This is a genomic window from Shouchella oshimensis, assembly GCF_004375095.1.
GTDB lineage: Bacteria > Bacillota > Bacilli > Bacillales > Bacillaceae_D > Shouchella > Shouchella oshimensis.
Genome location: NZ_SNUX01000004.1, coordinates 186,306 through 207,395, shown reverse-complemented (window position 1 = coordinate 207,395; position 21,090 = coordinate 186,306). Strand labels below are relative to the sequence as shown.

20 protein-coding genes are annotated in these 21,090 nt (G+C 40.5%); 16 read left to right on the top strand and 4 right to left on the bottom strand.

All coding sequences use genetic code 11. The features are described 5' to 3' along the window. Positions 1-103: 103 nt before the first annotated feature. A complete protein-coding gene (locus tag E2L03_RS16595) occupies positions 104-607 on the bottom strand; it encodes a hypothetical protein (protein ID WP_124742637.1) in 504 nt (167 codons plus the stop codon). A 177-nt stretch (positions 608-784) separates the two neighbouring features. On the opposite strand from E2L03_RS16595, the gene E2L03_RS16590 reads away from it, so the two are divergent. After that, on the top strand, positions 785-2,968 hold the full coding sequence (locus E2L03_RS16590; RefSeq protein ID WP_134259688.1) for a type IA DNA topoisomerase: 2,184 nt from the start codon (positions 785-787) through the stop codon (positions 2,966-2,968). Positions 2,969-3,200: 232 nt separating this feature from the next. Here E2L03_RS16590 and E2L03_RS16585 read toward each other — a convergent pair whose 3' ends face one another. Continuing rightward, entirely contained in the window at positions 3,201-3,653 is a 453-nt protein-coding gene (locus tag E2L03_RS16585) for a flavodoxin (RefSeq protein ID WP_206698942.1), read from the bottom strand. Between the two features lie 293 nt (positions 3,654-3,946). On the opposite strand from E2L03_RS16585, the gene E2L03_RS16580 reads away from it, so the two are divergent. From E2L03_RS16580 to E2L03_RS16535, 10 genes are all read left to right on the top strand, one after another. Beyond that, on the top strand, positions 3,947-4,879 hold the full coding sequence (locus tag E2L03_RS16580; protein ID WP_134259686.1) for an ABC transporter substrate-binding protein: 933 nt from the start codon (positions 3,947-3,949) through the stop codon (positions 4,877-4,879). Further along, positions 4,872-5,876: a FecCD family ABC transporter permease gene (locus E2L03_RS16575; protein ID WP_134259684.1), complete on the top strand. Its 1,005-nt coding sequence runs from the start codon at positions 4,872-4,874 to the stop codon at positions 5,874-5,876. Before E2L03_RS16580 ends, E2L03_RS16575 begins: the two co-directional genes overlap by 8 nt. Before the next feature lie 73 nt (positions 5,877-5,949). After that, the gene (gene isdG / locus E2L03_RS16570) at positions 5,950-6,279 is read left to right on the top strand and encodes a heme oxygenase (protein WP_134259682.1); all 330 of its coding nucleotides are present in this window, start codon (positions 5,950-5,952) and stop codon (positions 6,277-6,279) included. 29 nt (positions 6,280-6,308) lie between these two features. Beyond that, positions 6,309-6,980 carry a heme uptake protein IsdC gene (gene isdC, locus E2L03_RS16565; protein WP_051667641.1) on the top strand — a complete coding sequence of 224 codons (672 nt, stop codon included), beginning with the start codon at positions 6,309-6,311 and terminating at the stop codon, positions 6,978-6,980. 19 nt (positions 6,981-6,999) lie between these two features. Further along, entirely contained in the window at positions 7,000-9,216 is a 2,217-nt protein-coding gene (locus E2L03_RS16560) for an NEAT domain-containing protein (RefSeq protein WP_134259680.1), read from the top strand. A 23-nt stretch (positions 9,217-9,239) separates the two neighbouring features. Further along, on the top strand, positions 9,240-10,145 hold the full coding sequence (gene isdE, locus E2L03_RS16555) for a heme ABC transporter substrate-binding protein IsdE (protein WP_134259678.1): 906 nt from the start codon (positions 9,240-9,242) through the stop codon (positions 10,143-10,145). Further along, a complete protein-coding gene (locus E2L03_RS16550) occupies positions 10,142-11,125 on the top strand; it encodes a FecCD family ABC transporter permease (RefSeq protein WP_038483449.1) in 984 nt (327 codons plus the stop codon). Before isdE ends, E2L03_RS16550 begins: the two co-directional genes overlap by 4 nt. Then, the gene (locus tag E2L03_RS16545) at positions 11,109-11,903 is read left to right on the top strand and encodes an ABC transporter ATP-binding protein (protein ID WP_241742035.1); all 795 of its coding nucleotides are present in this window, start codon (positions 11,109-11,111) and stop codon (positions 11,901-11,903) included. Before E2L03_RS16550 ends, E2L03_RS16545 begins: the two co-directional genes overlap by 17 nt. A gap of 4 nt (positions 11,904-11,907) precedes the next feature. After that, a complete protein-coding gene (gene srtB, locus E2L03_RS16540) occupies positions 11,908-12,645 on the top strand; it encodes a class B sortase (protein WP_134259676.1) in 738 nt (245 codons plus the stop codon). Positions 12,646-12,755: 110 nt separating this feature from the next. Beyond that, the gene (locus E2L03_RS16535; RefSeq protein WP_134259674.1) at positions 12,756-13,865 is read left to right on the top strand and encodes a D-alanyl-D-alanine carboxypeptidase family protein; all 1,110 of its coding nucleotides are present in this window, start codon (positions 12,756-12,758) and stop codon (positions 13,863-13,865) included. A gap of 60 nt (positions 13,866-13,925) precedes the next feature. Here E2L03_RS16535 and E2L03_RS16530 read toward each other — a convergent pair whose 3' ends face one another. Both E2L03_RS16530 and E2L03_RS16525 read right to left on the bottom strand, forming a co-directional pair. Further along, positions 13,926-14,660: a polysaccharide deacetylase family protein gene (locus E2L03_RS16530; RefSeq protein WP_134259672.1), complete on the bottom strand. Its 735-nt coding sequence runs from the start codon at positions 14,658-14,660 to the stop codon at positions 13,926-13,928. Positions 14,661-14,826: 166 nt separating this feature from the next. Further along, positions 14,827-15,789, bottom strand: a complete 963-nt coding sequence (locus E2L03_RS16525; protein WP_124742627.1) for a bile acid:sodium symporter family protein — start codon at positions 15,787-15,789, stop codon at positions 14,827-14,829. 269 nt (positions 15,790-16,058) lie between these two features. Between E2L03_RS16525 and E2L03_RS16520 the strand changes: the two genes are divergently transcribed. The 5 genes from E2L03_RS16520 (at position 16,059) to E2L03_RS16500 (ending at position 21,041) form a co-directional block, all read left to right on the top strand. Further along, the gene (locus E2L03_RS16520) at positions 16,059-17,381 is read left to right on the top strand and encodes an ABC transporter substrate-binding protein (protein ID WP_134259670.1); all 1,323 of its coding nucleotides are present in this window, start codon (positions 16,059-16,061) and stop codon (positions 17,379-17,381) included. A gap of 61 nt (positions 17,382-17,442) precedes the next feature. Continuing rightward, positions 17,443-18,351: a carbohydrate ABC transporter permease gene (locus E2L03_RS16515; RefSeq protein ID WP_095150732.1), complete on the top strand. Its 909-nt coding sequence runs from the start codon at positions 17,443-17,445 to the stop codon at positions 18,349-18,351. Between the two features lie 17 nt (positions 18,352-18,368). Further along, positions 18,369-19,247, top strand: coding sequence for a carbohydrate ABC transporter permease (locus E2L03_RS16510; protein ID WP_078440027.1), 879 nt, complete (start codon positions 18,369-18,371; stop codon positions 19,245-19,247). Positions 19,248-19,255: 8 nt separating this feature from the next. Next, a complete protein-coding gene (locus E2L03_RS16505; protein ID WP_124742625.1) occupies positions 19,256-20,344 on the top strand; it encodes an ABC transporter ATP-binding protein in 1,089 nt (362 codons plus the stop codon). Positions 20,345-20,369: 25 nt separating this feature from the next. Further along, the gene (locus E2L03_RS16500; RefSeq protein ID WP_208394368.1) at positions 20,370-21,041 is read left to right on the top strand and encodes a hypothetical protein; all 672 of its coding nucleotides are present in this window, start codon (positions 20,370-20,372) and stop codon (positions 21,039-21,041) included. The last annotated feature ends 49 nt before the right edge of the window (positions 21,042-21,090 follow it).

Here is a 21,090-nt window from a genome sequence, read left to right as displayed (position 1 = left end):
CCTTCCGCTCATTTTCATATAAAACAAACGACGAACGTTCCTACTTTCAGGAATGTTCGTCATTTTCGTCTGTCTATCTACTTTTGTCCCAGCCTCTATTTTTTTAATCATAGCCACCCACTGCTTCGGGTAAGGACTGGTAGGCTTCGCTCGGATAAATGATGTCATCATGAACCTTATGCATAAACCCTTCCCATTCTTCTAACGCCTTATTTGAGCAGCTACTATCCCAAGATAGGGTGTATTCTTCTTCATCTGCAATCAAGTATAGTTCATAAGAGTGAAACGGTTGGCTACAAGGAGAGGATGCTTTGTTACTTTGTCTTGGAAGATCCAATATGTTGAGCTGCTTAAATTGCTGATAAAAAAAAGCAAGCTCTTCTTCTGCCCACAAGAAAGAGGTTGTTTCTGTTCCTGCCGTAACTAAATCTTTTGTAAAAGTTCCATCAATGGTATTGATCTCATTAAACGTTTGAGGACTCACTCCATAGGCTAGGCGAAAATTGAAATCCTCGGGCTGTTCTTCTGGTAATGTGCCTCCAGACAAACTGTTATCTGAACAACCAGCTAGCCCTACTAATAATAGCAAAAACCAGGTTCCCTTCACATTGAATTCCCCCCTCTATTTAGACTTTATTCTACCATTACTAAACCGAATGGTGTGTTATTTATCCTATTTGTTGGAAAGGAACGAATCTTCTATGATGGCAGGGTGCAGATGAAACGGTGATCGTAGTATACTAGCCGTACACTCCAAAGGAATTGGTAGTACAGGGGGGATTTCATGACAACTGTTATATTAGCAGAAAAACCTGACCAAGCGAGAAGCTACGCAGCGGTTTTTAAGCAAACGACAAAGCAGAAAGGCTACATTACGATTCAAGATCCACGTTTTTTTAAAGGGGAAGCCATTATGACATGGGGAATCGGTCATTTAGTCGAGCTTTGTTTACCAGGTCACTATAAAAAAGAATGGAAACGTTGGAACTTAGCAAATCTGCCTATTTTACCTGAACAAGTAGAATTTCAAGTTCCTCGTAGCAAGCAAGAACAGTTCAACATAGTCAAGAATTGGCTAAAGAAAGCAACAACGATTATTATCGCTACAGATCCAGACCGTGAAGGTGAAAATATTGCTCGGTCGATTATAAAACAAGCAGGAGTACGTAACCATGTTCCTATTAAGCGACTATGGATTAATTCGCAGGAAAATGACGTCGTACGCGAAGGGTTTCTTCAGCTACAGCCCGGCGAAAAATTCTTACCAATGTACGAGGAGGCAAAAGCGAGGCAGGTGGCGGATTGGTTAGTGGGAATGAACGCGAGTCCGTTGTATTCATTGTTACTTCAAACGAAAGGAGTGCAAGATACCTTTTCCGTTGGTAGGGTACAAACGCCGACCCTTTACTTAATCTATTTGCGACAAAAGGAGATTGAGGCATTTGTGTCGGAGCCGTTCTTTGAATTAAAGGCGAACGTGGATGCCAGTGGAGGTACCTTTCAAGCATCTCTTAAACAGCGTCTGAAAACAAAAGAAGATGTCACAACGTTATTAGAGAAGCATGGGATAAAAGGGAAGACGCCAGGTGTTATTTCTGAGTTAACGAAGAAAAATAAGGAAATTCCTTCTCCTTTGCTTCATAGTCTCTCAACGTTGCAAGCAACTGCGAACCGTAAATGGAAATATAGTCCGTCCACAGTACTAAAGATTATGCAAAAGCTGTATGAGAAAAAATGGCTAACCTATCCAAGAACCGAATCGAATCATATTACACAAGCAGAGTTTAGTTATCTACGAAAAAACGTAACTGGCTATCAGCAACTTTTAGAAAGTCCATTTGAACCAGCATATCTCTATCCACGAAAGCGCTATGTAAACGATGCTAAAGTACAGGAACATTATGCTATTATACCAACAAAAAAAATACCAACTGCCAGCCAAGTAGAAAAACTTCGTCAAGATGAGCGAAACCTTTACTTGGAAGTAGTGAAGACAACCTTAGCCATGTTTGCACCTCCTTATAAAGTGGAGGAGACAAAAGTAACGGTTGATGTACAAGGCTTGGCGTTTCATACAACGGGTAAGATCGAGCAAGCTTTAGGGTGGAAAGAATTGTTTCAAAGTAGCAAATCTAAGAAGAAAGAAGACGAACAAGTTTTGCCTCCTCTAGAAAAAGGAGAACCAATTCAGGCGATGGTTAAAGCGAAAGAAGGAAAAACTCAACCTCCAGCATATTATACAGAAGGACAGCTTATTCCACTTATGAAAACAGCTGGTAAATTTGTAGAAGACGAAGAAGAACAAGCGATTCTCAACGAAGTAACTGGAATTGGTACAGGGGCTACACGAGCAAATATTATTGAAACACTAAAAAGTCGAGAGTACATTACGATCAATAAAAATAGCGTTTATGTTACCCCTAAAGGCAAAATCCTTTGTGAAGCTGTAGAAGGCAATTTATTAAGCAAGGCGGAAATGACAGCTCAATGGGAACTATTTTTGCGGAAAATTGGACAAGGAGAAAAGGATAGCGCAACATTTATTTCCAACATTCATACGTATATTCATCGACTGTTAACGGATGCACCGAGTCATGTGAAGACGATGAAATTAGACACCTCTACCATCGACACGAGTGAAAGTGCAGGTATAGGCCCATGTCCACTTTGTGGGGCGGCGGTTGTACAAAGAGGACCTGTGTTCGCTTGCTCTAAGTCAAAGGAGAACAATTGCAAGTTTGTGATCGTCAAAAGACTAGCAAAAAAGACCTTAACAGAAGGGATGGTAAAACGTCTACTGACAAAAGGTGAAACAGCTGTATTAAAAGGCTTCAAAAGTAAGGCAGGTAAATCGTTTTCTGCAGCACTTGTGCTAAAAGAAGGGAAAGTTGAATTTGATTTTACCAAAAAACCAACGTATCGAAAGAAGAATCGTACAAACATCAAGTCTTCGCAAGCAAAAGGTTAAAATAACAGAGCAAATGAGAGATTTATGTTGTCGTTGTCAGTGACTCTGAACAGTGCGATCAACCTGTCGTCATATAATAATGGATAGTTGACGATGAATGTGCAAGTCAGTGGAAGGGGAAGGGTGTAAGGTAGCTCTGACCCTTCGCCAACAAGTATGAGTGAGCTTAACGATCACCCCTCAATAGGAGAGTAAGGGGGTGGAGACTGCCTTCGTTGAAAAAAAGAGGGTGCTAGACTCGTTCTTTTAAGGCAATGGAAAATTGTTGGGCAAAGTGGCGACACGCCTCTATTTCTTCCTCATTTTTTGGTTCAAATTCATTTTTTAATCCGCTACAAACAAGGACAGCCCCCGCTTTTTTTAGTGTTTCTTCAAATATGTGCACAGCCTCACAATAGGACGGGTAATTCCGATCACCTGAACCAAAGACAGCAGCAGGTATACGAGATAAGTCAACATGGACAAGTTCTTCCTCAAATTCTTCCACTTCGTAAGGCAAATCTCCATCTCCCCACGTATAACTTCCGAGAATGATTCCGGTGAAATCGGTGAGCTTCTCCAATTCATAGCCATCCATTTCCTCCATAACAACCTCAATTCCTTCTTTTTCAAGTTCCTTTTTTATGATGATGGCCATGTCTTCGGTATTTCCAGACATAGAAGCATATAGTAAGCAAATGCGCATGATCTTCACTCCTTTAGTGTATATCTTAGATGATAAATGATAGTGATAATCATTTTCAATTAGTTTTTTGAATTTTTTAGAGTCAAACGAAAAAAAGTGATTATAGATTCTTTCAGTATTTTATTTGTTGCGGCACTTTTTGATTGAAAACGAGAAGATCAGGAGGGGGGAGCTAGTACATAAAGATAAAAAATAATGTAAAACGTTCAAACTAGTAATTGACAATGAGATTCATTATCAATATCATAAGACTTAAATGAAATTGATTCTCATTATCGTTAGGGGTTTTGAAAATGAAACTGCGCTCGTTTGTCTTTTTCCTATTCGGGTTGCTTCTAGTCGGATGTCAAGCAACAAATGCTGACAGTGAACAAGCAAGTCACGGGGTGACGGATTTCGCCCATCGTTCCATCCAATTTGCTCAAGTTCCTGAACGAATTGCAGTGTTAGGAAATGGGGAGCTTGATATGGTGTACGCACTGGAACAAGAAGTTGTAGCACGACCAACAAGTCAGGGTCAACCCGTTGTAGCAGAGGCTGACCAAGCAGAGCAAATTGGCTCCTATCATGAAGTGGACATCGAACGACTAACGCTTACTCAGCCAGATGTTGTATTCGCAAATGATCCAATGAATCAAAAAGACGTAACTGCTATTGAGGGGACTGGAGCTGAGGTAGTGCTAACAAGAGCCAATTCAATTAACGATATTAAAGCCCAAATTACGTTGATTGGAGAGGTTGTACAACAAGAAGAAAAGGCTCGTCATATCGTTCGCGGGATAGAGAAAACGGAAAAAGAGATGGTGGATGAGCCATTACATACAGAAACAAAAGCATTATTAGTTTATGGCGCACCAGGGTCCAATTTAGTAGCATTACCAAATTCATTAGCAGGAAATCTATTAGAAGCTGCAGGTGGGATAAACATCGCTGCGGAATTTGAACAACTGCAAGATTATCCACAATATGCGGCGCTCTCACCGGAAAGGGTCATACAAGCCAATCCAGCTATTGTCTTTTTTATGGCACATGGAGATCCATCAAGTGTAGAAGAAAGTTTTATTCAGGAAATGGAGCAACACGCTGGATGGTCACAATTGCCGGCAGTGCAAGAGGGACGTATGAACATACTGCCAGCAGATCTGTTTGGTACAAATCCGGGAACCCGTGTAACAGAAGCGATTGACTATATGCGCGAGCAGTTAACTGAGGCGCAGGGTGAGTGAATTAACCGTTCAAACACGTAATAAGCGTCGAAAATGGTTGGCAATTGGACTACCTATCTTTTTAGCCGTTTCCTTTTTAACAGGTATATTTCTTGGGGCTGTGACGTTTACTCTTACCGATTTGACTGAAGCTTTACAAAACCAAACCGAAGCAAATGCACTGATATTAATCAATGTTCGTCTCCCAAGGCTCATTGTGGCAGCTTTTGCAGGCGCATGTTTAGCCGCAGCAGGAACGATTTTACAAGGGGTAATGAAAAACCCCCTTGCTGATCCAAGCATTATTGGTGTAACAGCAGGAGCAGGTTTGGCTGCAAGTATAGCGATGGTTGCCCTTCCGCAGTATGGATTTTTAACGCCAGCATTTGCATTTGTTGGTGCTATTATTGCCATGCTCTGTATTTACACCCTTTCATGGGAAAAAGGAGCATCGCCACTAAAGATTATTTTGGCAGGCGTAGCCATTAATGCGCTATGTGGAGCACTACAAAGTGGCATTATGATTCTTTATAGTGACCGTGTTCAGGGAATCTTGCCTTGGCTAGCTGGTGGATTTCAAGGTAGAGGATGGTTTCATGTTGAATTTGTATGGCCCTATGCAGTGGTCGGCTTAATTCTTGCCCTCTTAGCCATTCGTCCATTAAACCTGATGTTATTAGGGGACCATACTGCGAAATTGCTGGGCGCACCTGTAGAACGGATGCGGTTTTACCTCATCTTACTTGCGGCTTTACTAGCGGGAGCAGCAGTTAGTGTTGCGGGTCTTTTAGGTTTTGTTGGGCTAGTCGTACCCCATATGATTCGACTTCTAATTGGCAGTGATTCTCGTTACCTCTTACCATTTTCAATGATTGGTGGGGCAGCACTTGTTGTCTTTACAGATTCGCTAGCAAGAACCGTTTTTGATCCCATTGAATTACCAGTTGGAATTTTATTAGCTTGCTTAGGGGCACCATTCTTTCTTTATTTGTTAAAGAGAAACACGATACGATTGTAGCATCTTATCTTTAAAGGAGGTGAACGGAGAAAGCGGGCAAGACACATGTACTAAACTTTAGGAGGAAAAGTAAATGATTATAGTGGCAAATAAAACACTTATTCGTAAAGGGGAAGGCTACAAGCTTGTAGAACGCTTTGACAAAATTGGGAAAATTGAATATGCAAAGGGCTTTCTTGGATTAGAAGTATTGGTCAATTCAAAGGAAAAAGAGCACGATGAAATAACAATTAGTACGCGCTGGGAGGAAAAGGCAGACTTTCACGCTTGGACGAAGAGTGAAGCATTTCGTGAAGCGCACTCTGGGAAGAATGCTCGACCTGACTACATTTTAGGAAATGAAATTGAATTTTACGAAGTTAAAATTGTTCGGATGCCTTTACCGAAAACCCAAGAGGCCTAAATAAACAATATAGAAAAGGAAGAGATGCAATGAGTATCCAATGGAATAAAGTATGTCTTCTACTAGGGGCAACCTTTTTATTTCTGTCTGTAGTCTTCCCATCAGTTAGTAAGGCAGAACTAGCAGACGGTACGTATACAATTGATTACACGGTCATGCATGGGAGTGATTCTTCCGCGTCTATTGCTAATGATTACTGGGAAAAACCGGCTACACTCACAGTTAAGAATGGTCAAATCGATGCAAAACTAACGTTAAATAATAGTTCTTGGATTGTGGAGTATCAATCTAAGGCAAACGGAAGTTTTTCAAACGTAACAGTGTTATCTGAAGATACAGCAGCAGATAAGCGGATTGTACAGTTCCCGCTAGATGATATAAATGGAATGACAGAATCAAAAATACATGTCATTGTGCCAGATATTGATTACGACCATCAGTATACCGTTCGGCTTGACTTCCATGAAAATACACTAACGCCGACTGGTGAGACCGTAACGAAAGAAGAAACAAAAGAAGACGAAGAGCCGCTTGGGGCAGCTCAATCGTCAAATAACAATGATCAAAAACACATTCATGGCAATAAAACAGAGAGGGAGAACAACCCACAAACAAGTGACGGGGCACCCATTGCTTTACTTATGAGTTTAGTCATTGTCAGTGCTATTGTACTCCTTCGTAGACAAGTAAAACAAGCTTAAAAGTAGGAGGAGAGACAAAGTGAAAATTCATAATCGTATGGTGAATGTGCTCCTGACATTTCTGTTAGTCTTTAGTCTCATTGCACCATCCACTAGCTTTGCGGCAGAAAGTAAGAATGAAATAGAAAATGGTGTGTATGATGTTCCGTTTACTGTATTAAAGAAAGGGTCAACTGAGGCTTCTGTCATGGATGGTTATACAGAAAAACCAGCTAGAGTTGTAGTGAAAGATGGAACCTTTCAAGTTGATTTAACCCTTACAAACAGTAGTTGGTATAAGGATTTTACTGTTGAAGGACAACGACCTGAAGTCATTTCAGAGAATACAGAGCAGGGAAAACAAATCGTACGTTTTACAACGAATGCAGAAACAGTAGATGCATGGGTACACATTGTGGTAACAGGCATCCCAGGCTTTCATTACGATAACCAATATGATGTCGATATTGCGTTTCATTATGCTGACGCAACAATGATTGAATTAGAACAGCCAGAAGAAGAACAACCAGAAGAAGAGCCGAGTGAACAACCAAAAGAAGAACAGCCAGAAGAAGAGCCAGGTGAGCAACCAGAGGAAGAACAGCCGGAAGAAGAGCCAGTTGAACAACCAAAAGAAGAACAGCCGGAAGAAGGGCCAACGTGGAGCTCGTTACAACATGGAAAATATGATGTGCCGTTTGCAGCAAAGCATGCAACCGAAGATCGTGATTCGGCGATGAGTCGCTACTTGGTTAATCCAGCACAAGTGACGATCGGTAAAGGGAAACAAGAATTAACAGTGACGGTAAAAGAAAGTCATCAAATTACGGACTTAGTGTTGAACAATGGTGAGCTAGTAACAGGTACAATTGTAAATGAAAATATAGACGAGAATACGCGTACATATGCGTTTAACGTCGATGAGCTAAAAAATCCACAAGCAGCCAAAGTGTCTATGCGTGTTGCTTTACCAAATGGGAATGTCTACGAAAATACACAAGATTTTCGTCTGTTTTTCGACTTAGAAAACGCTAAGAAAGTAGAAGATGGTCCAGAACAACCAGAACAACCAGAACAACCAGAACAACCAGAGCAACCAGAACAACCAGAGCAACCAGAACAACCGGAACAACCGGAACAACCATCACCGAATCAACCTAATGAGGGTGAACTTGAAGACGGTCGATATCAGATTGAGTTTAACGTGCTAAAGTCAGGCTCAAGTGATGTTTCCGTTATGGATGGTTATACAGAAAAACCGGCAACCATTTATGTGAAAAACGGAGAATTTACAGTTGATTTAACGTTACTTAATGAAAGCTGGTATCGTGATTTAACAATCAACGGACAACGTCCAGAAGTAGTGACAGTTGATGAAACAGAAGACAAGCGAGTTGTTCGTTTTGCTGTTTCAAATTTAAATGAGTTGGTTGATCTATGGGTACACATTCGTGTAGAAGGGATACCTGGTTTTGAGTACGATAATCAGTACGATGCTCAGCTTCAATTTGACGAGGAATCTTTAACATTAGTCGAAAAAGAAAAAGAGCCGACTCCAGTTGATGAAGAAAAACCAAAAGAAGAAAAACCAAAAAGTGATCACAAAGAGCGCTCACTTGATGAAGAACTTGTGAATGGTGAGTATACTGTTAGTTTTTCTGTTTTAAAGAAAGGTACGACAGAGACATCGGTAATGGACGAGTACACGAAAAAACCTGCTACTGTCTTTTTTAAGGATGGTACGTATACAATCGATCTTACATTAACAAATCGTACATGGTACGAAGATCTGAAAATTAATGGAGTCCGTCCAGTCGTCGTAAATGAAGATCTTGATAAGAACGAGCAAACAGTGCGTTTTGAAACAAAGTCTATCCACGAAGCGATTGATGCCTGGGTCCATATTATTGTAAAAGGAATTCCTGGTTTTGACTATGACAATCAATATGAAGTAGATATTCAATTTGATCGAGAAAGTTTAACCCTCGTTAAAGCGGATCAAGCGCCAAATCCTGTGACTCATTTAGGAACCAACAATGACAATGGGAATGGCACTAATAACGGTAATGACAATGACCTTACGTATGATCGTTCTGATAATGGGGCAGGGAGTGGAGTAGGGAATGCAGCGAACGTTAATCAGCAAAACCCACAAACGTCAGACCCTGCCTTAGTAAGCTTCTACATCGCATTGCTTTTACTGTCTACTTCATTTTTTGTATGGAAATGGAGACAAAACAGGAGAAAAGCGTTGTAATAATAATGAAAAGAGGGATGGCTATGCAGAAGTCACTTTATGGCGTCGTGCTAACGAGTTTGTTTCTGTTTGCGGCATGTCAGCCAACAAGTGATCCAAAAGAAGGAGATCACTCTCCTTCTTCTGCTGCTTCCGTTCAAGAAGAGCGAATTGTTGCTACGACAGTATCTGCAACAGAATTAGCGGCTGCTCTTGATTTAGAGTTAGTCGGTATTCCAACCAGTTATAAAGAACTGCCTACGCGTTATGACGATGTGACAGAACTAGGTAATCCAATGAGCCCAGATGTAGAACAAATTCGACAGTTACAGGCGGATGTTGTTTGGAGTGTATCAACGTTGCAAGTTGATTTAGAAGAACCTTTTACATCAGCTGGGATTGAGGCAGAGTTTTTAGATTTTCAAAGTGTTGAAGGCATGATTCAAGAAATTTTGAGTATCGGTGAGCGGTACAATCGTGAGGATGAAGCGACTGCTTTAGCCAACGGATTCAATAGTCGAATAGCTGCGCTTGAAGAGACCTATCGCCATAGCGAGAAGCCGTCGGTTCTCATTTTGATGGGGGTTCCGGGAAGCTATCTTGTTGCTACTAAACATTCATATATAGGTAATCTTGTTGAGATTGCTGGAGGAGAAATAGCAATTGATGTCGACAATGATATGGAGTATTTAGCTTCAAACACAGAATATTTGCAGCAATCGAATCCAGATATTATTTTACGTGCAGCCCATGGTATGCCAGAAGAGGTGATCGAGATGTTTGATGAAGAATTTAAAAGCAATGATATTTGGAAACATTTTCATGCAGTGGAAAAAGGGCGTGTTTACGATTTGGAGGAAAAATTGTTTGGAACGACTGGAAACATGGCTGTTCTTGAAGCATTGGATGCCTTAGAGGAAATGTTGCATCCAGAGGACAACGAAAGGTGAAGAAAACCATTGTTTTTGCAAGTGTAATCATTACATTTCTCTTCCTCCTCTATCTAGCTGTTATGAGTGGTAGTATTCGTATATCATTTACTCAACTACTAGATGGCTTAGGTTCAAAAACAGATGAAGAGGTCAACGTTATTTATGATCTACGGTTTCCACGTATCATCATCGCTTGTTTTGCAGGTGGAGCTTTAGCCATCTCAGGTGCATTAATGCAATCTGTAATGAGGAATCCGATTGCAGATCCAAGTATTATTGGGATTTCGTCAGGTGCGAGCTTTACCTCGTTATTGTTTGTGACCCTTTATCCGCAGTTGTATTTCTTTATGCCACTCTTTGCTTTTATTGGAGGTATTATTGCTTTTCTCCTTGTGTATAGCTTTGCTTATCGAGGCGGTTTAAACCCACTAAAGTTGATTTTGATCGGTGTAGCAGTTCACGCTACATTTACAGGATTAGCGGACGTATTTAACTATCGAGGAAGTTATTCGGTTACGAGTATTTCGGCAGCAACGACTTCCACGTTAGCGATGAAAACGTGGTCTGATGCAACAATGATAATGCTTTATGGTGGTGTCGCAATCTTGCTTTCTTTGTTCCTAGCGGGAGCTTGCAACCGATTATTACTTAGTGATAAAACAGCCCTTGGAATTGGAATGAAAGTAACATCGACTCGTTTGCTCGTGTCAATAATAGCGGTTGTACTTGCATCCATTGCAACAGCAGTCGCGGGAGTCATTGCATTTTTAGGATTACTAGTTCCTCATATTGGTAGACAACTAATTGGTTCTGATTATAAGTGGTTGCTACCATTCTGTGCCATTGCTGGAGCTTGGATCTTATTACTAGCAGATACACTTGGCAGGCTCGTATTAGCACCGAATGAGATTCCAGCATCCATTTTTATGTCGATTATAGGTGGACCGTTCTTAATCTTTTTGCTAGTCAGGGGGCGTATCAATGATGGAACTACATAATGTGTCTTTCTCCTATAGTAAGCAGCAACCACTCATAGATAAATTAAGTGGTTCAATTCGGCTTGGCCACATCACGTCTATAGTAGGACCGAACGGTAGTGGGAAGTCCACTATGTTATCGCTTTTAGCAAGACAACTTCACGTGCAACAAGGGTATACCACTCTCTATAAGAAAAATATCGATACGTATTCTTTGAAAAATTGGGCAAAACAACTAGCGATTGTATACCAGCAAAACGATGTTGCACATGAATTTACCATTAAAAGCCTTGTAAAGTACGGGCGGTTTCCATATCAGAACAGATTCCGTTCATGGAAAAAAGAAGATGAGCAAGCGGTTGAGGAAGCGTTAGCGATGACAGGTCTAGACACCATGGCTAACAAATCTCTCCTCCAGTTGTCAGGTGGAGAGCGCCAAAGAGTATGGTTGGCACTCTCTCTGGCTCAGCAGACCCCTATATTACTTTTAGATGAACCAACGACGTATTTAGATCTTTATCATCAGTTTGAATTACTTGATTTAATTGAAGGGTTGAAAAGGGAGCAAGGCAAAACCATCGTAATGGTCTTACATGATTTAAACCAAGCGTTGCAATATAGTGATGATTTGTGGGTAATGAAAGAAGGGTCGCTGGTAGCAGCAGGAAACGTACAGGATGTGTTGACAACTTCGTTGGTAGAAGACGTATTTTGTGTACGGGCGCGTATTGATAAAGGGAGTGAAGGAACAAGGCCGTTGCTTATTCCGACAGGGAAAGTGTCAAGGGAAGGGGTGTGAAAAAATGAAACAGATGTGGAGTAAAGGCGTAACTGGTCTTTTTGCACTTGTGTTTCTTTATGCGAGTGGTCATCTTCTTTATATCTGGTATGATTCGTACGAAAATAAGCAAACGTTGTTAGAAGCAAAAGCAATCTATTCTGACCCTCACTTGTTCCAGAAAGAAAGAAGCAGTAAGGGTGAAAATGCCTTTGACGAGCTACAATCCGTGAATCAAGATATTGTCGGATGGATTTCTATTAATGACACAGTCATTCATTACCCTATTTTACAAAGTAGTGATAATGATTACTATTTAAATCGGAATTACAAAGGGGAACGTACAAGAGCAGGTAGCATTTTCATGGATTATCGAAACCATCCTGAAGAAGCGAAACACACCATTTTATATGGTCATCATATGAGGGACGGAACAATGTTTAATAAGCTAGAGCGGTTTACGGACGAAGCATTCTTTTACAATAGCCACGGTCATTTTTTTGACACACCAGTTGGACAATATACGATTGACGTTTTTTCGGTGTATTATACGACAACAGATGTATATTACATTGAAACGGACTTTGAAGATGATGAGGCATACAGTGAATTTTTAAAAGAAGTACAGGCGCGATCGATGTATTCATCAACTACCGAGGTATCAAGCAGTGATCGAATCATTACGCTTTCGACGTGCGATGACACTGCTGGTTCGGATGGTCGCTTTGTTGTTCATGCCAAGCTTGTACCACATAACGCTTAATCGTTAGGGACTTGAAACAATATTGTTATCTCTTTGTTACATCCCTTTGATCTCCTTCTGCTTAAATATAGGATGGGGAAATTGTAGAATGAAGTCGAAGGGGAATTCATATGGGAACCAAATTACGTACCGTTTGTTGTGCAATGATGGTTATCGTTATACTAGCTGTGTCATCGAACTCAGTAGTTGCAAACACAGAAGATGCACCGAATGTACATAGTGAAGCAGCGGTGTTGATGAGTGCAAAATCAGGAGAAATACTATTTGATAAAGAAGCCGATCAACAAATGTACCCAGCAAGCATAACCAAAATCGTAACAGGTATTCTTGCGATTGAATACGGGGACTTGAATGACATGGTGACAATTAGTGAGAATGCTGTTGATGTCATTGGAACTTCTGTCTATCTTTTAGAAGAGGAAGAGATGAAGCTAGAGCAGCTTGTACAAGGTTTACTAATCAATTCAGGTAATGATGCTGGTACAGCTATAGCTGAGCATATGGCAGGTAGTGAAGAAGAGTTTGCAGAGCTGATGAATACGTTTGTAGAAGAACAAGTCGGTGTTTCGGATACGCATTTTACAAATCCACATGGTTTATACGATGACGATCATTATACAACAGCTGCAGACATGGCAAAAATAACGAAGTATGCTATGAAGAATAGCACATTTCGAGAAATTGTCGCAACAGAAGAATTAGAATGGGTAGGTGAAGGATGGGAAACAACCCTGTATAACCATCATCAACTTGTGCGTGATCATGAGAATGTAACAGGTGTGAAAAATGGGTTTGTCTCTCAATCAGGTTTTACACTAGTGACGACCTATGAGGCTGATAACGATGAATATATTGTTGTTACACTAAATGCACCAACAACAACCGATAGTTACAATGATACAAAGCGACTCCTTGAATATGGTGTTGATACGTACGACACAAAAACGGTAGAAAAAGGGAAGCAGTTCGAAGACGTTTATGGGAACGAATATATTCTTGAACATACAACATCGGTTACGTTTGAAAAAGATGCCGATCTGCAGTTTGATATTCGAAACGGATCATTGGTCATAGAAGATGACAATCAGATTATTCGCTCTGAACCATTGAAGCAGATTGAAGAAGAGGATGAAGAAGAAGCGCTTCCTGTTGACGTGCAAGAAGAGGAAGAAGAGCAAACGTTTATTGACCGTATCCTTCAATTTTTAAATTTAAAATGAGGAACAAGCAAGGCACAGGGGATGCCTTGCTTGTTGTTAATTTTCGGAGAAACTCTTCTTTTAATTTAAGTAGATAGGAGAGGGCTTTAAAAGTTCTGAAGCCGTAACAAATTGATACCCTTGATGTTTTAAAACAGGAATAATCAATTTCACTGCTCGCAATGTTTTTTGGCGATCTCCGCCACCATCGTGAAGTAAAATGACGTCGCCTCCTTGTGCATGATCGACAACGTGTTTCACAATTTCAGTTGTCGGCGTTCCAGCCCAATCCCGAGGGTCTTGATGCCAAGACCAGAGGAGTACATCTTGTTTTAAGTCAATGGCGGCATCAATAATATCATCTGTGTAATATCCTCCTACGGGACGGAAATAGGTTGGGCGAATATGAACCGTTTCCTCTAAAACTTGATTGGCGTGATCAATTTCCTCCATTAAATCCTCTTTTGTTATGGCCTCATCATAAATATGAGAATATGTATGGTTCGCCACCTCATGTCCTTCATCAAGCATGCGTTGGACGATGTCAGGATAGGCTTTGACCCATTTTCCGACAACAAAAAAAGTCGCTTTTACGTTATATGCTTTTAGAATATCCAGTAGTTCAGGTGTGTTAGCAGGGTGAGGTCCATCATCAAAGGTTAAAGCCAGTTTGGTTTCGTCTGTATCAGCTTCCCAAAAAACTTTACCTGTTTGTTCATATTCATATCGTTCTTTAATCGCTGCAAAGCTATCAGATGGATCGGTGACGCTCAAGAGTACGATCGTAAGTAGAACGAGTAGCTGGTATCGTTTCATTTTCTTGTCCTCCTCCTAGGTAGCTTTAGTATGTGAGGATAAAGAAACCTTATACACCCTAGTGGTGGAAGCTTCTACTTAGATGTAGGAATGGTTAACGTCGTGTGAGTGACGTCTTTTTAAAGCAAAAGGCGAATGATCCTGTAACGATCATTCGCCTTTATTGCTATGCACTTTTTTTCTGTGGGGGTACAGATTCATCATCCAATTTTTTTCTTGCCCAATAGGTTGCGACAATGGTTCCGGTAAAGTTATGCCAAGCTGCTCCAAATACACTCGGAATCGCAGCAAATGGCGTTAAGTGAGCAGTAGCAAGGGTCGCCCCGAGTCCTGTGTTTTGCATGCCAATTTCAATTGAGACCGCTCTACATTGACTAGGTGATAAACGGAACGCAGCAGCGGCAAGGTAACCAAGAATTAATCCAGCTGCATTATGAAGCATGACAGCGAAAAAGACAATGAATCCGGTAGAAGCGAGAGCCTCATTGTTTGCAGCAACTACAGCAGATAGAATAGCTAATACTGCTAATACGGAAACGAGAGGCATTGCTTTTTCTGTTTGCTGAGCAAAAGTAGGCAAAAATCGTTTTATCGTAACGCCAAGAGCCACTGGAATGATAATAACTTGTACGATCATGGTAAACATGTCCCAAAATTGAACAGGCATCCATTGGTTAGCAAGAATATATAGAATTGCTGGAGTAGCAATTGGTGCTACAAGAGTGGAAAATGACGTCATGGTAATTGATAAAGGTAAATCTCCTTTTGCAAGGTACACCATAACGTTTGACGATGTTCCTCCTGGTACAGAACCAAGCAAAACGAGACCAGCTGCCAATTCTGGTGGAAGACTTAATAAGTAGGCAATGCCGAATGCTGTTAATGGCATAATGGTAAATTGAGCAACAAGCCCAAGAAATACAGGTAATGGGTGTTTTGCTACCATTTTAAAATCAACAGGCTTTAACGTCATGCCCATCCCAAACATAATGACGCCCAGTAAAATAGGAACATAGCTAGCGATAGGTAAAAATGGTTCCGGTTGTAAGAAAGCAAACACGCTTGCACCTATGACGAAAAAAACAAAATACTTTCCTGCGAACGAACTAATGGTTTCAATTTGTTTCATACTCTCACCCCGTGTAGTGCTAATTAAAAATACTTTTGTTCTCTCTGTGTGTACATCATTATACATAGTTATCAGGAAGTCGTCATTATTTTTTTAATATAGTAATTTCTGCTAGCATTTTCTCTCGATTGATAAGCACCATAAACGTTATACTGTTTTAGCTGAAAATGGTATGTCCAAAGATTCTAGGGCATACATTGTACTATCGACTGACAAAAAGGAGGGGGAAAGAAAGCAGAGGAAGTAACGGAAAAAAGGGGGAAATGGGAATGAAGAAGCTGTTAATGCTTTCCACCGTAACAGGCGCTATGCTTGTTGCGTTAACGGCGTGTGGTGGAGGGGATGAAGAAAAAAGAGACGTCGTAAAAGTATGGACGTATCCTGTTCATGGTGAATATGAAGGGGAATTAAAAGAATCTATTGCTGCTTTTGAAAAAGAGAATCCGACAATTAAAGTAGAGTATGAAGTGCTATCTTGGGCAGAAGGATTACAGAAGTTCGATATTGCCTTGAATTCAGGCAGTCCACCTGATTTATATTTTGGTCGTCCACTTGGAAAATATAAAGAGACAGAGCTTTTAGTACCTATAGATGACAAATTATCCATTGATTTAAGCGATTATGATGAGATAGCACTTGATCATATGACGTTAGAAGGGTCCATGTATGGCTTACCGTTATATCAATATCTGCATGTATGGGGTGGCAATAAAGCATTGCTTGAAGAATACGATGTCGATTATGAGAAAATTCAGGCAGAAGGCTGGACATGGGATGAATTTTATGAGCTAGCTTCTATCGGCGAACAGAAAAATGATCACGGTGATCAGCAATATGGATTTGTATTTCAAGGTGTTGATGAAGAGTTATTAGACCATTTAGCTCGAAATAATGGAATCCCTTATCGAATGACAGAAGAGGGTATTCAATGGGATGACGACAGAATAGTAGAAGCAATGGCGTTTATTGTGAAGTTAAGAGATGAAGGAATCATGCCCGCTGAGACTGCAGCCATTGATGCGGCAAAACGACAAGAAATGTATTACAACTACCAAGCCCTTTTCTACGGACGGGCAATTCCTTACGCAGATGCAATCGTTCAAAATCGTAACCAAGAGATTCAAGATGGTGTTACAGAAGGAAAAGAATTAGATTTTGTCTTGCTTCCAATTCCTCATCACGAGGGAGAAGTAGAGGTTTCACAAGGTGGGGCTGAAGGTTACTTATTATTCACACAAAATAATGCTGATGATGCGCATATCGATAATAGCGTTAAAGTACTTGAACACTTAGCTGGTGCAGATGCAATTGGAAAGACATCCTCCGCCCTCGCTTTACCGATTATTCATAAAGAAGCAGCTGATAAATATGAGCTACCACTTTCAGATGAGAATAGGCTTGCCGCTGAACGACTTGCGAGTAACGTATTACCGCCAAATCCAATTACGAGTGAGCTTGCTGCTAAAGACGACATGTTTAAAACACAGGTCGTTGTTCCGACATTTCAAGGTCTAATTAGTGGAGAATTAACGCCTGAGGAAGCGTTTGAAAAATTTAAGACGGAAGCAGCAGCAGCAAAGTACCAACCTTAGTTAACCGGAAAGTAGGGGGCTCGTTTCTCTCCTCTACTTTCTTGATAAAGGAGTGCTTCTTATGGCAGAAACCGTACAGGCATCACCGTCTAAACTGACCCTCTTTTTAAGAGACTACGGATGGTGTTATGTGTTCATTCTTGTTCCTATTCTTGTCTTTTTGCTATTCACGTTTATTCCAGTTATTTATGCGTTTATTATGAGCTTTCAACAATACCATGTTATGGGATCTACATTTATTGGGCTAGAGAATTATCAAACCATGGTTCAAGATGAGATATTTTGGCGCTCTATGCGCAATACGTTTGTTTTTACGGTAGCGACTGTACCGGTGAGCGTTGGAATTACGCTTGTGCTGGCGGTGCTTATCTTTCCAAGAGGAAAAAAAGTACAAACCTTCTTTAAGGCGTCTTTATATCTCCCTACTGTTGCTTCTGGTGTAACGATGGCGCTTGTCTGGTTCTGGATTTATGATCCGACAAATATGGGGCTTTTAAATATGATTCTAAGTTTTATCGGTATGGAGAATACGATGTGGCTCGGAAGCAGAAGTACAGCATTATTTTCGCTTATTTTAATGAGCTGGTTAACGGGTCATGGTGCAGGGATTATTTTGTATTTAGCTGCCCTAGGTGGGATTCCGAAGTCTTTGTATGAGGCTGCAGATATCGATCATGCCAGCGGGTGGTCTCAATTTAAAAACATTACGATGCCGCTTTTAAAACCAACGACTCTGTACTTGCTTGTAATGGGGATTATTGGCTCCTTCCAAGTGTTTATGAGTATTTATTTAATGACTCAAGGTGGACCGAATTTTGCCACAACCACCATTGCGTATTTAATTTATGTACATGCTTTTGAATATTATCAATTTGGGCTAGCGGCTGCTGAATCCTTTGCCCTTGGAATTGTCATTATTCTAGCCTCTGTTTTTCAATTTAAACTAATGTCAAGTGATGTCGAATTTTAAAAAAGGGGGCATTGAGCGTGAATCAGCCTGCTTTTCACCATCAAAAAGACTCAAGCATAAAGCGCGCAAATGGAAAACGAATAGCAGCAAGAATAGTCAGTTACGCCATCTTATTGTTTTGGATCGTCATTACATTAATCCCGTTATATTGGATGCTTGTCATGTCTTTTAAAGACACATCCATGAGTGCATCTTTTTCTCCAGAGTGGTTTCCGAAAAACCCATCAGTTGCTACGTATATCCGCTTTTTTACTGAAACCGATGCCATGAGATGGCTTGGAAACAGTTTGTTTATTTCATCGGTTCTAACGTTCACAAATGTATTGTTTTGTTCGCTAGCAGGCTATGCTTTTGCAAAGCTTCGTTTTCCTGGTAGGAATACAATTTTTTGGATGTTACTTGGAACGATGATGATTCCAGCACAAGTGACGCTTATTCCAGTTTATATTATTGTGGTGAACACGTTTCAACTAGGAAATACGTATACAGCGATTATGCTACCAATGTTTGCGACTGTAGGAAACATCTTTTTAATGAAGCAATACATGTCAACATTGCCATCAACGCTTATTCAAGCAGCTCGAATTGACGGCTGTAGTGAATGGCGAATCTTTTATAAAATTATTCTACCCATCTCAAAGCCTGGTTTGGCTGTGTTAGCAATCTTTACATTTGTGGCTACGTGGAATGAATTTTTCTGGCCGTTCCTCGTTACACAAACAAGTTCAATGAGAACGATTCAGATTGGACTAGCGAGCTTTAAATTTGCCGAAGCCACCGACTTTGGTGCGATGATGGCTGGTTCAGTTATTGCAGCATTGCCAATGTTTATCTTGTTTTTTTCCTTGCAAAAGTATTTCTTACAAGGCATTACGATTGGTGCGGTGAAAGGGTAGGTGAAAAAATGGCAACGATAGTATTTGAAGGGATTACAAAAACGTTTGCTGATACAAAAAAAGGTGGTATCTTTACAGCCGTTGACGAAGCAAACTTCGAGATTAAAGACAAAGAGTTTCTTGTTTTCGTAGGCCCATCAGGCTGTGGAAAAACAACATCCCTCCGAATGATTGCAGGGCTTGAGAAGCAAACAGATGGAAATATTTATATTGATGGCCAACTTGTTAATCATGTTCATCCAAAGGATCGGGATATTGCCATGGTTTTTCAAGATTATGCGCTATACCCTCATATGTCGATTGAACAAAACTTAAGTTTTGGTTTAAAAAATATGAAAATGGACAAAGCGATAATAGAAGAAAAAGTCTCATATGCGTCGAGAATATTAGGATTGGATCAATTATTGGATCGAAAGCCACGGGAGTTGTCAGGAGGGCAACGTCAACGGGTTGCGTTAGGTCGAGCTATTGTACGAGACCCTAAAGTCTTTCTTTTTGATGAGCCACTTTCGAACTTAGACGCAAAACTACGAGTGCAAATGCGAATTGAACTAGCAGAGCTTCATCAACGATTAGGGGCAACTATTGTGTATGTCACCCATGATCAAGTAGAAGCAATGACACTTGGCGAACGAATTGTTGTAATGAACGAAGGGAAAGTTCAGCAAATCGCTTCACCGAAAGAGTTGTATGCACGACCACAAAATATGTTTGTGGCAGGGTTTATCGGTTCTCCCGCAATGAATTTCATTCCTGCTTACGTCCTGTCAGAGAAGCAGTTACAGATGGGGGAGTATCTCTTAGATATTCCTTTAGATTTACAAGACTATGTTCGTGCCTACGTCAATCGAAATGTCATGTTTGGCATTCGGCCAGAACATATTTTACTAGACCCAAAGGGGAATGTAGAAGTGAAGGTGAAGGTATTTGAACATTTAGGGGCAGAGAATCTTCTGTACTTTTCTTTTAATAAACAGTCGGTTATATCAAAAACGGCTGGAGAACATTTTAGTAAAGCAGGTGAAACGATAGCGATGACGTTTCAAACGGAAAAAATGCATTTATTTGATCTAGAAACGAAACAAAGGATCGGGTGAGGCTATGTTTTCAGTTACATCGATAGTGCGTATAACGGCAAAAGATTTGTATCAGCATATTGTTTCAATTATCTCAATAAGTGTATTGGTCTCTCTTCTATGCGTCCCATTTCTATTATTTTTGCCGTGGCAGTTAGCGATTGCCTTTGTGCTTTTTTTGGGTGGACCAGTTTGGTTAGCGGCTGCTGCTAGTATGGAAACGGTATTAACAAATAAAAACGTCCCGTTAATGCGAACGTTTTTCATTTCTTTAAAATGCCAGTATTTTAAAGCGTTAGGTCTTTCATTCTTTTTTGGGGGGTTTGCTGTTATACTCGTTGCTTCATGGTGGCATTGGTCGGTAGAGCAAAGCTATGTAGCGTTTGCTATCGCTTGTTTTCAAAGCTATTTTGCAGGAATGGTTCTTTTAAGTCAGCTTTACACCGTCCCACTTATAAATAAATACAACGTGAGCTTAGTAAGAGCTATGGGGATTAGTTTGAAATTATTGTTAAAGTATCCATTGTATACGATCGGCTGCTTTCTACAACTTATTATATTTGCTGGATTGCTTGCGTTTACAGTTGTTGGGAATGCGCTTCTATTACCAGGTGTTCTTGCCGTGTTTTTAAGTCGAATGGCGAGTGGTGCCGTTAGTCGGTCAGATGTTTTAGGAGATAGCACGTTACGTAAGATGGATACAGTGGAGCTATCATAGAAATGTTATCATCCTAGACTTAATGATCATGAGTACCATCGGTCATTAA